The organism is Xenorhabdus hominickii (assembly GCF_002632725.1).
In the GTDB taxonomy this organism is placed as follows: Bacteria; Pseudomonadota; Gammaproteobacteria; order Enterobacterales; family Enterobacteriaceae; genus Xenorhabdus; species Xenorhabdus hominickii.
The window spans coordinates 276,644-288,040 of the sequence record NZ_NJAI01000001.1 but is presented as its reverse complement, the minus strand read 5'-3'; the positions used below and the strand labels follow the sequence as shown (position 1 = coordinate 288,040).

The 11,397-nt window shown below is 40.4% G+C and carries 6 protein-coding genes; 2 read left to right on the top strand and 4 right to left on the bottom strand.

Translation table 11 applies throughout. From position 1 onward, the window contains the following. Positions 1–32 precede the first annotated feature (32 nt). Both entS and Xhom_RS48555 read left to right on the top strand, forming a co-directional pair. Positions 33–1,304 (top strand): enterobactin transporter EntS, encoded by a 1,272-nt coding sequence (gene entS / locus Xhom_RS48560; RefSeq protein WP_069317062.1) that lies wholly within the window; start codon positions 33–35, stop codon positions 1,302–1,304. Between the two features lie 444 nt (positions 1,305–1,748). Beyond that, on the top strand, positions 1,749–4,886 hold the full coding sequence (locus Xhom_RS48555; RefSeq protein ID WP_069317061.1) for an autotransporter domain-containing protein: 3,138 nt from the start codon (positions 1,749–1,751) through the stop codon (positions 4,884–4,886). Between the two features lie 165 nt (positions 4,887–5,051). Here the strand turns inward: Xhom_RS48555 and Xhom_RS48550 are convergent. The 4 genes from Xhom_RS48550 to Xhom_RS48535 all read right to left on the bottom strand — a co-directional run bounded on the left by Xhom_RS48550 (position 5,052) and on the right by Xhom_RS48535 (position 11,393). Next, a protein-coding gene (locus Xhom_RS48550) for an IS1 family transposase (RefSeq protein ID WP_232326118.1) occupies positions 5,052–5,749 on the bottom strand; the annotation gives its coding sequence in 2 pieces (ribosomal slippage) (positions 5,052–5,500 and positions 5,500–5,749; 699 coding nt in all). 385 nt (positions 5,750–6,134) lie between these two features. Continuing rightward, complete coding sequence (locus Xhom_RS48545) at positions 6,135–7,115, bottom strand: hypothetical protein (protein ID WP_069317058.1); 981 nt, start codon at positions 7,113–7,115, stop codon at positions 6,135–6,137. 201 nt (positions 7,116–7,316) lie between these two features. Beyond that, the gene (locus Xhom_RS48540; RefSeq protein ID WP_069317057.1) at positions 7,317–8,267 is read right to left on the bottom strand and encodes a hypothetical protein; all 951 of its coding nucleotides are present in this window, start codon (positions 8,265–8,267) and stop codon (positions 7,317–7,319) included. Further along, positions 8,268–11,393, bottom strand: coding sequence for a toxin VasX (locus tag Xhom_RS48535; RefSeq protein WP_069317056.1), 3,126 nt, complete (start codon positions 11,391–11,393; stop codon positions 8,268–8,270). Positions 11,394–11,397 lie beyond the last annotated feature (4 nt).

The window sequence follows — 11,397 nt, the reverse complement described above, 5'->3', positions numbered from 1 at the left end:
GCGTTTAACGTTATCGGATCGTATGGAACATCATGGCTAAGTCATCAATCTTCTTGGATTTTAGTTTGCTCAGAAATAACTCACATTTCCGAGCTATCTTCATTGCCCGCATGTTATCTGTCTTTGCATTGGGGATGTTGACCGTTGGTGTCCCTGTCCAAATGCAATTTCTGACGGGTTCTACTTTACAGGTGGGAATTGTGGTTGCACTGGATGGGGTCGGTATGTTTATCGGGTTACTTCTGGGAGGGGTACTGGCTGACCGCTATGATAGACGCAAACTCATTTTGTTTGCCCGTGGTACCTGCGGTATTGGTTTTGTGGCACTGAGCTTTAACGCCTTTTTAGACTCGCCATCACTGTATATGCTCTATTTTCTTTCTATTTGGGATGGCTTTTTTGGTGCGTTGGGTATGACGGCGTTAATGGCGGCAATCCCAAACTTAGTAGGACGGGAAAACTTGGCGTCAGCAGGTGCCTTGAGCATGGTCACTGTTCGTATAGGAGCCATTATTTCTCCTGCACTGGCGGGTATTATTATTGTTGTTGGTGGGCCGGGCTGGAATTTTGCCGTTGCAGCAATCGGTACATTAGCAACACTGTTACCTCTGATGAGACTTCCTAAAATGAAACCTCAGCCAAGCAAACAAGAGCATCCGATCAGTGCGCTGATAAGTGGTGTGAAATTTGTTTTGCAGCATAACATTGTGGGCAGTGTCATATTGGTGGGGATGATGATAAGTATTGCAGGGGCGGTTCGTATTCTGTTTCCTGCGTTATCTCAGGAAGTTTACCATCAAGGGCCATCAGCGACTGGGTTGATGTACTCCGCTGTTCCGCTGGGAGCTATGCTCGGTGCTTTCACCAGTGGTTGGATAGGGCGAAGTGCCCGGCCAGGAATTTTACTGGTTATATGCGCCCTGTGTTCCTTCATCACGTTATCCATGCTGGGAGTAGTAACAAACATCGTTCTGGCATTACTTGTATTGGTTTGTTATGGATATTTGAATGCATTTGCATCCTTACTGCAATTTACCCTTATTCAGAGTCATACACCGGATCATTTATTGGGACGTGTGAACAGTTTTGTTACTGCTCAAGATGTTACTGGTGACTCTTTGGGAGCGTTGGGATTAGGTTTTATGGGACGCTTATTATCCCCGGTAATGACTGTCTTTTCATTTGGAACTTTTGCCGCACTTGCCTGTTTGTTGCTGGCGGCAATAATAAAACCCCTGCGTCATGCCACACTGCGTGGCAACGCTCAATTATCAGAAACAAAACCTCAAGAAACAAAGCATTAATAAATAACGTCTTCATAAACAAAGCATTAAAAAATAAACTTCAGAAAATGATAGTTGGTGGAAGTGAGGCCGACTATCACCATTGGCAAAAATACTTTGCATTTAAATAAATCACAGCGTGGTATCGATATCACGCTGAACACAAAAACACCCCACTCAGATGTTTCAAAATAATATTATTTGTTTGTTTTGTTTAAAATATATGTAAATAAAAGTTAATTAATTATGGCATTTTATGAGTTGTTTAGGTGGGTTCAGAGGATGGCGTTGATTAAACACGTTTTTTTGGGAGGGGAAATCTAAAAATCAGCACTCCTTTTTAGTTTATTTCTGCTCTCAGGAAACGATTACCTTGATGGTTTCAACCCACCAATACGATACCCACCAACACAAAAAAACATAAGAACGGGTATTTTTGCAAACCAACAATGGATGATTATTGAGATGAAGAAGCTTCACAGAATACCTCAGAGCACTCTGACTGCTGAGCGCTTGTCAGTCAAAACCCAGCCACGTGTACTTTACCATGCAATAGCCTGCTGTTTGATGGCTGTCAGCGCAGGGGCTTATGCAGAAAATTATGTTGAAAAGGGGAAGTGGGGCGATAGCACAAGCTGGCGTACTAATGAGTTTAAAAAGGAGTGGGGGCTTGGTGCTATTCATGCTGATGAAGCTTATTCCAGAGGCTATACCGGTAAAGGAATTAAACTGGGCATCTTCGATCAGTCAGTGTATGCCAAACACCCTGAATTTGTAGGAAAGGATAAGGTCATCAATCTGATCACGTCAGGGATACGTGAATATACCGATCCCTATATTAATGATGCGAAAAAAGGTAGTTCATTCCGCTACGATGGAACACCGTCCGTTGATTACAGAAAAGTATTAGGGAATCACGGTGTCCATGTTGCAGGTATTGCGGCAGGTAGCCGGGATGGTGGAGAAATGCATGGAGTGGCTTATAACGCTCAAATCATCAGTGCTGACAACGGCGATCCCGGCCCTGAAGATGGCATCATATTAGGTAATGACGGCGGGGTTTACCAAGCTGGCTGGCATGCACTGATAGATAGTGGTGCCCGTATTATCAATAACAGTTGGGCTATTGGGATTGATAAGGAGTTTGAAAATGGAAAAATGGATCCAAATGCTGCACACTTTACCTTGGCAGAGGCTCAAAAACAGTTTGATGAAATCAGGTCGATTTTAGGGACACCACCCGGTGGTGCGTATCAAGGTGCGATTGACGCTGCACGCAGCGGTATTGTGACGATTTTTGCTGCGGGTAATAGCTACAACTATAATCATCCAGATGCCATTGGCAGTCTGGCTTGGTTTGTCCCCGATATTGCACCAAATTGGCTGACGGTGGCTAGTGTGGCGAAAGATGAAAATAGTACGAATGCGGTCCCCTATTCCATCAGCAATTTTTCTTCCCGCTGTGGCTATACAGCCAGCCTCTGTGTCAGTGCACCCGGCAGTGCGATCTATAGCTCGATCATTGCGGGAACAGTAGATAACATTACCACCGGGTATAAGAATTCCAGCGGTACTTCTATGGCTGCTCCGCATGTTGCCGGCAGCGCTGCTATATTGATGGAACGTTTTCCGTACATGACGGGTGATCAAGTCGCTTCTGTACTTCGCACCACCGCGACAGATATGGGAGAAAAGGGGATTGATGAACTTTACGGTTGGGGGATGATTAACCTTGGTAAAGCCATTAATGGCCCTGGTATGTTCTATACCGTAGAAGATATTCCAGAAAAATTCCGCATTCCTGATTCCCATGGAGTAGCTTACGGTAACGGTCAGTTTATTGCGGATATTCCGGGGGGCGGTACTGTGCTTGATAAAGGCAAACCCACAGAACGAGTCTGCAATGATGGTCTGTGTACTCAGGATAAATGGAGCAACGATATCAGCGGTCATGGTGGGCTTACCAAACAGGGCAATGGTACGCTGATCCTCAGTGGGCTGAATACTTATTCTGGTCCAACGCTAATCAAACAAGGATTACTAAGCGTTGAAAAGAGTATCGTCTCCCCTGTTTCGGTAATGGAAAGTGGTACTCTTGGAGGCAGTGGTACGGTTGGAGTGCTCAATGTACAGCGTGGGGGGAGTGTTTCACCGGGTAATATTTCTCCTAGTAGCGCGATCGGTACTCTTCATGTTTCTGACGAACTTTCTTTTGAATCTGGTTCTCGTTATGTTGTTGAAATCGCTTCCGACGGACGTAGTGATCATATTCAGGCTGAAAAAAGTGTACAGCTCAATGGCGGAGAGGTTGCTATTTCCCTTGAAAATACGCGTAATTTGCTTTCCCTTAAAGAAGTGCGAAGCTTGATGGGGCAGCAGTACAATATTCTGAATGCGAAGCAGAATATCAATGGTCGCTTTGAGCGCGCCGTCACTAATTATCTCTTTCTTGGTACTCGTTTATCTTATCAGCCGGACAGCGTCACTCTTCAGGTCGGACGTAATACTACCGCTTTCGCTGATATTGCTAAGACACAGAATGAGCGTACAGTGGCTGTTGCTGCTGATACCCTCAGTGCCGGTCATCCGGTTTACGAAAGCATCCTCAGCAGCGCTTCTGCGGAACAAGCCCGATACGCATTCCGCCAGCTTGATGGGCAGATCCATGCAGATATCGCCTCTTTGTTAGTCAATGACAGCCGCTACCTGCGTGATACGCTGAATATGCGTTTGAGTCAGGCCGAAGGCCGTTCATCATCACCTGATATCCGCGGGGATGATAATGGTGCATGGGTACGACTGCTGGGGGCATGGAGCCATGCCTCCGGTACACAGAATGCGACAGGCTATCAGGCTTCCAACTACGGCGTATTCCTTGGTGCAGATGCTCTTATTGATGAATACAGCCGTCTTGGTATCGCTACCGGCTACACCCGTACTTCCCTTGATGGCGGTAACAGTGCCACTGCGGACAGCAATAACTATCACCTTGCGCTTTATGGTGACCGTCAGTTTGGTGATTTGACTCTGCGTACCAACGGTGGATTTACGTGGCACCGAATTGATACTCATCGCTTTGTTAACTACAACAGCCAGTTTGATCGTGAAAACGCGAAATATGGTGGCCGTACTGCGCAGTTGTCTGCTGAAGCGGCTTACCATCTGCCCGTCGGGTCAGTCAATTTAGAACCATTCGTGAACTTCGCTTATGTCGATTTTCGTAATGACGGCATTAACGAGAATGGTGCTGCCGCCGCACTCCACGGCGATAGCCAGCACACTGAAGCTAAACTTTCCACACTGGGATTACGTGCCAATCATCGCTGGCAGACCTCATGGGGCTCTGAGGTTTCCTTGAATGGAGAATTGGGTTGGCAGCACCAATATGGTGAGCGTGATCGTGCTGTAGGTTTGGCGTTCCGCGGCAGCGATACAACTTTTGTGACCCGCAGTGTTCCTGTTTCCCGTGATGGTATGGTATTGAAGGCTAACGCAGAAATGATCGCAAGTGATAATGTGTCATTAACACTCGGTTATAGTGGGGTGCTATCCAGTAGTCATCAAGACAATAGTGTGAACGCGGGTTTTAGATGGCAATTCTGATGGTAACACTCTGGTGGTAAAGATAGGGTGTAGTACTTGATAAAAGTCGTACCTGATAAAACATGTGGAGTTGGCAATGCTGGCTCCGCAATACAATTTTGCCATGACAGCTAAACGCCAGTTGTATGGATATTTATAATGCCTTATTTTGGTCATGACTCTAATTTATTGATAATGCTGAATGTTCAGATAATATCCAATGACTCTGTCATGCATTTCTACGGATTTTGAAAAAGCCAGTGTTTTGCGAGTCAGTCTTGCCAAATGCTGACGAAGATTCAGGTTATGTCTCTCTATGCGTTGTGTATAACGCTTGCTGACCACATACCGTTTCCCTGCCCGCGTTTTTTCATACCCTCTCCAGTCATCGGTCATATAGACCACAATGTTGAAAGGAGACAATAACGCCCTCAAACGCATCAAGGTCTTCTTTGTTCTTGGGCCAAAAACGTGGGCGATGACTTTTCGCCTAATCCTGTCGTAAGCATAAAAGAGCCAATGAGGTTTGTTCTTTGACTTCACGTATGACCACGGCTCATCCATTTTGTAACAAACAATCACTTCGGTGCTGGGAGCAATGGCTTCAGTGACGTGTTTGGGCCTGAGCTTTTTAAGTGACGAAGGACCGTATTAAGACCAATATCCATAACACGCGCAGTCGCCCGACATCCCATTCCATTCAGGGTCATATCAACGATTTGCTCATGTGTACCGGGACGACATGCGGTATAAGTGAATTCAAGTGGCCAGGAATGACGACAGGATTGGCAAAGGTAACGTTGATGACCGGAACGAGAGCGCCCATTACGATGGATCCCTTTGACTGCACAACAAGATGGGCAGGTCACATCAATCTTTGTCATCTGAATGTTCTCCAAATAGACAGACTATACATGATTCAATAAATTGATGTCATGACCCACGATTTTGTTTTCTTTAGCAAAAACTTTGATCGTGCCTCAGGCACTTGAATTCCCTTCTTAAACAAATCTCAAGTTATCTAATATTCCAATATCTTCCTTCAAAAGAGGATCGAAAATAGTTGACATTCGTGCTAATTTAATTTCATTATTTTTATCCATACAAAACAATTCCATATAAAAAATTAATATAAATGATAATAAAGTAACGATTTAAAATATAATTTTTTAAACTTTAAAATTAGCACCGAGATAATTATAATATTTTTCGGTGCTATTTTTTCTGGCATAAAAATATAACTTACTGTATTAATATTTTTTCCAGCTATTATTTAGGATCAGTCGCCCCTTTCGGTGGCCCAAGCCTATCCAATTCAGCTAAGATTGCCGTAATCTGAGTTTCCCAATCAGTTGGTTTTGAGTTTTTATGTAAAGGAAATATTGATGATTGGCGTTTAAAATCCACTGAGCTGACGGATTCTTTTCCTTGTATCAGATATTTTGCGACAAAAGCCAATAAATACTTTTTGCTTATTATGTCGTCTATTAGGTTAGGGATACGGGGTTCAAAAGCATAAATCATCAGTTTGTTGTTTTTGTCAAATCCATAAACTCTTAAATATAGAACATCATATAGATTAACAACATCGACTTGAGAATAACGCGCAACATACATTCTTCCCCTACACCAGGTATAAAACAGTTGTTTTTTCCGATCAATAACAAGAGGGGATATTTTACGAAGTAAAGATAATACCCATAAATGAATTAAAATTATGGTAATAGAAAATAGAAAAAAACCACCATCTAGTAATAAATTTTTTCGCACTCTAGATTTTTCATAAAAATCATTATCCATATAACGAATATGAAAATATTGAGAAAAAGAAATGCTCTTTGCATCAGCAATATATTTATATTTTTCAACATAATCAGGAATGTTAGGATTTAAATAAAATTCCTCCCCATAATCCCTCTTAGCATAAGTAACGGCTCTTAAATAAAATCCCTCATTGACTTTCCATGTATTAACAAAATCATTAATAAAAAAACAAAAACCTAATAAAAAACCGGCTAAAGAAGAAAGTAAAATATTTTCACGATAATTACTCCTGCCATATCGTATTTTACACTTTTTATCATCAATTAACTCAATAAACCCCTCTGTTTTTATTTTCTCTTTATCCAGCATGCCAATATCTTCATCCAAGAAAGGATCGCACTCTGTTGAGAGTCGGTTAATTCTGGTATCATGATTTACTTTACCCTCATTTTTTTTGGCTAGCCATTTTATTATTGAGTTTATCATTTAACGTACCTTCTCATCAAAATATCCATAAATCGCATTTTCGGGTCATGATTCCAATTTATAACGTATAGGAAAAATAGAGTCCTCAGTTGGTGTATAGCACCGAGATAATTATAATATTCTTCAGTGCTATTTTTTATAGAGTAAAGACATAACTCACTAAATTGATATTTTTTCCAACTCTTATTTAGAGGAAGTAGTCTATTTCGGTGGACCAAGTCTATCCAATTCAGCTAAAGTTGCTGAAATCTGTTGTTCCCAATCCGTTGGTTTTATTTGCTTACGAAACCACGGTAATCGCTCTTGACGTTTAAAATCAACTGAACTGACAGCCTCTTTTCCTTGTAATAAATATTTTGACATAAATGCCAAAATATAAACTTTATCCTCGTCTGAGTTGAAAAGACTAAGATAAGGGATAAAAAACTGATATGTCAGTTCATTCTTTTCGTTCAGCCCATAACATTTGAAATGCAAAATATTATTAGCAAATGCTACGCCTAATTCTTTATAGCGAGATACATACACCTTCCCTTTTTTCCAAGTATAAAAAAGTTGTCTTTCATGATCAATGATGAAATTTGCAGGCTTACGTAATCTTAAAAAAATGCTGATAATAAGAATATTGGCACTAAGGAAAAACAACCCGAAACTTGCATCTATAATTAGATATCGCCTAGCCCTTTCTTCACCATAATAGCCATCTTTAGAATAACGCATATATAGATATTTAGGTAATGATACTTCTTTTTCATCAGATATTATTTTTAATGATTCAAGATCTTCCGACAACTCATAACTTAAAAAAATTTGTTCTCCATAAAGTATCTTGGCATCACTAACATATCTAAGAAGGGCTCTTTCGTTAGCTCTCCACCCCTGAACAAAATCATTAATAAAAAATCCAAAACCTAACATAAATCCAATCATCACAGGTACTATAACTTCTTTTCTTGCTCTAATAAGATTATGACGGAAATGACACTCCTTGCTATTTATTGCATCCAAAAATCCTGCACGTTTTACGGTTTTATTATCCAACAGAATTAGCTTTTCCTCCAGAACAGGATCACCAAATGTAGATAATGGCTCTGTTGGAGGTGCCTTCACTCTAAAAATTTTCTTGAATATTTTTTTAATTAATATACTCATTTAACGTAATACCTCATCTTCATATCCATAAACCGCATTTTCCAACGTTGGCTCTTTTCTCCATTTATAGTGAAGAGGAGAAATAATATCTTCTGTTGGCTTATAATACCAAAAAATTTTCATATACTCAGAATATTGCTTATCTACCTCTACGGTTAGTGTAGTTAAACCACTTTCCTCATCAAAAATTAGATTTTCACGATTTTCACGAGCAGTATTTATTGCTTTATCAAACTTATCTTTTGCCACAGAATAATGATGTCTGCTATAACTACGTTCAATTATTGAAGCATCAGGATCACTGTAGCCATCTGACAAACCAGATGGCATGACTTCATGATATATATCTGATTCTCCCCATTTGAAACTAGGCAGTATAAATTTATAAATCATCTTCCCTTTTTTATTGCTTTCAATTTTCAAAGTTGGTTTAATAAAAATATTTAAAAATTCTTGAAACTCAACCCGATATGCATCTCTAGTATTTTTCTCATTACGCATTATTGTCTTAAATTGAGAACTTAATCTCGGGCGATCTTCACTCGTACTCCAAAAAGCATACTTACTCCCATTCCCCCAAAAGCAGTTACTTAACAACGTTTCCAAATCTACCCAATTGAAGTATATAGCTGCGAATGTTCCACCAAGCATTAGTGAAGCGCCTAGCGCAATCAGAAGACTGACGCCAAAAGTCACTTCCGACGCGGCTACCGCCATAGACCATCCTACAGCCATTATTATTGATCCTGTACCTATTGAAATATGAGAATAAGCTTCTTTATCATTACCAAAACCAAAAGAGTTGTAGGCATCGTAATAAGAAAGTGCCCCACTCACAAACCCTGTAGTAATTAATCCACCGTTTACCCATTTTGTTATTAAAGCACTTTCTAACAGAAGCCTGCGTGATGCAGAATCCAATAACGCTTTTGCTGTGGGGCTATTCAATTTACCCGCCAGGCTAGCTGCAACTTTAATAGCATCTCCACCAATAGCGGAAACACCTTTAGCAGCAATTAATCCGCCTAATATAGTATTCGCATAACTTGAAACATAATAATAAGGAAGTTTGTTTGCATTAAATGGCGCATTCTTTTCGAAACGAGACATTGATGTCAATTTATATAACATATAACTCTTCATAAATAAATCCAAACCACTTAATCCTGAGCTCAATAAGTAGCCAGCAGACTTATTTGCATTATAAAAAAACTTAAACTTAGGATTTAACTCAGGCCTTTTAAATTTAATCAGCGGTATTTTTATCTTTATATTATTATTGTAATTATCCAACCTGTTAGACCAGTCAAACACTTTTTTTCCTACAAACCTTTTCAAGCCAGACTCAGCATGAGCCATGCCTTTCTTAATTTTACCTGATACTCCTTGATTTTCATATTCTTCAATTTTTTTTAGAAACTTATAATATTCTTTCTCGGTTAATTCGAGATATTGTCCTTGCTTTATTTCAAGCCCCAAATAATCTAAGATTTTAGGCACAAGTTTATGCGTTACCTGTTTAACACTCAACACATGTAAATGTAATATCCCTTTATATGATAACTCTGTTGTAAATACATACAGTCTAGCCAATAAATTGCCAACGACACTGAGTATTATATCTATTCCCCGATTGAGGAACCTTGCAATGGAACCTTTATCAACGCCATCATGGCCCAGTGAATTCACTATTCCATTGAGGGCAACTTCCCACGCATTATTTCCGTCTATGGCCAATGGACCCGCAATAATACTTTCCATCGCCAACAGCCCCTCTTCTGAATGCTTTAGCGGCTCCATTAATTCAGCGTGTAAAATACAGAATCGTTCAAATTCTTTTGCATCATCTTCGGTATAAATGTCCTTTTTATCAGATACGGAGAAAAAATTCTTAAAATAGTGTGTAAGCCCACCTAATTTACCTGCAATCATTTCACTTTCAAAAAAACATTTATAAAATTCAAGAATTTCTTTCTTTCTATCTTTTACACTCTTAATCGGCGTAGTTAATTTAGGCCACCAAGTTTTCCAATTTTCTTGGTGAATACACTCCTCAACACATTTTTTAATTTCTTTATTTTTTGATGCCGCTAATATCTCAACAAAATTCCCTATCGTAAGAGGATACATATTAGTTGCACTATAGCTTAGCTCCCAAAGATTAAGTAACATATACGCCATTAAAATATCACGCTGATATCCCACCGGATCATGCAAGACCACAATCTTCGCTTTATCTTTGTAATAAGGGCAGATAAGACTGTCGATATAACGCATTTCCATCTCGGCATCCATGAAAAAACTGCCTTCCGTCGTGATATCCCCCAAATCAGCAGCGTGTAAAAGCGGATCGGATAATTGATTTTTGTATGCCTGAAATTGTTTTTCAGGATCTTTGAAATCTTCCACTAATCTGTCGAAATGTTCTTGTCTGGCATCAATAGCATAATCTGATGCCTCACTGTCTAAATCCACAAATTGCATCGCACTCTTGCGGAAGGTTTTATCGTTATCCATCTTATTCAGGACAGATTTAGCCAGCTCGACTTCACTGTAAACGATACTGATTTGGGTCACATCTTTATCCATCGCCAAAAAAGGATAGCCTAATCCGGCTGTACCGCTGGCAGGGTGGATTTCTTCCCACGATGAGCTTCCGGCTGTTTGCTCATATTTGGTGTATTTTGTGACCATCCCCCTTTTGCCCTCTAAGGTGACAATTTCAGGGCTGAATTTGAAAATCAGTAATTTGCCATTCTGTTGGGAGCCACGGGTTTTAATCGCCTCTTCTTCTTTGACATAGATCCAACCCGGTCTTGGCATTCGAATGCTATAGCCCCCCAGAACGCTGGCACTTAATGAATCATCATCAGGATCAATAAACGTACTTATTGGCGGCGGTAATTGAGCATCTATCCATGTGTCACCAAAAAAATTCATATAGGCATATCTGACAGGATAAACCGGCCGGATATTGGCGTCACAGGGCCTGACAACGGTATCCATATCCAACTCATGAGGTATGCGTGCCTTCGCCTCATCGACCATTTTTTCAAACGTTTTTGCCGCTTTTTTCGCGGCGGTCTCAAGAGCGTCACCCGCGCTCGTTAATATCGATTTTTCCATTTCT

Bases quoted from the DNA above. Each gene is read 5' to 3' on its own strand.
- Xhom_RS48545 (WP_069317058.1), bottom strand. From the start codon at position 7,115: ATGATAAACTCAATAATAAAATGGCTAGCCAAAAAAAATGAGGGTAAA.
- Xhom_RS48535 (WP_069317056.1), bottom strand. From the start codon at position 11,393: ATGGAAAAATCGATATTAACGAGCGCGGGTGACGCTCTTGAGACCGCC.
- Xhom_RS48540 (WP_069317057.1), bottom strand. From the start codon at position 8,267: ATGAGTATATTAATTAAAAAAATATTCAAGAAAATTTTTAGAGTGAAG.
- Xhom_RS48555 (WP_069317061.1), top strand. From the start codon at position 1,749: ATGAAGAAGCTTCACAGAATACCTCAGAGCACTCTGACTGCTGAGCGC.
- entS (WP_069317062.1), top strand. From the start codon at position 33: ATGGCTAAGTCATCAATCTTCTTGGATTTTAGTTTGCTCAGAAATAAC.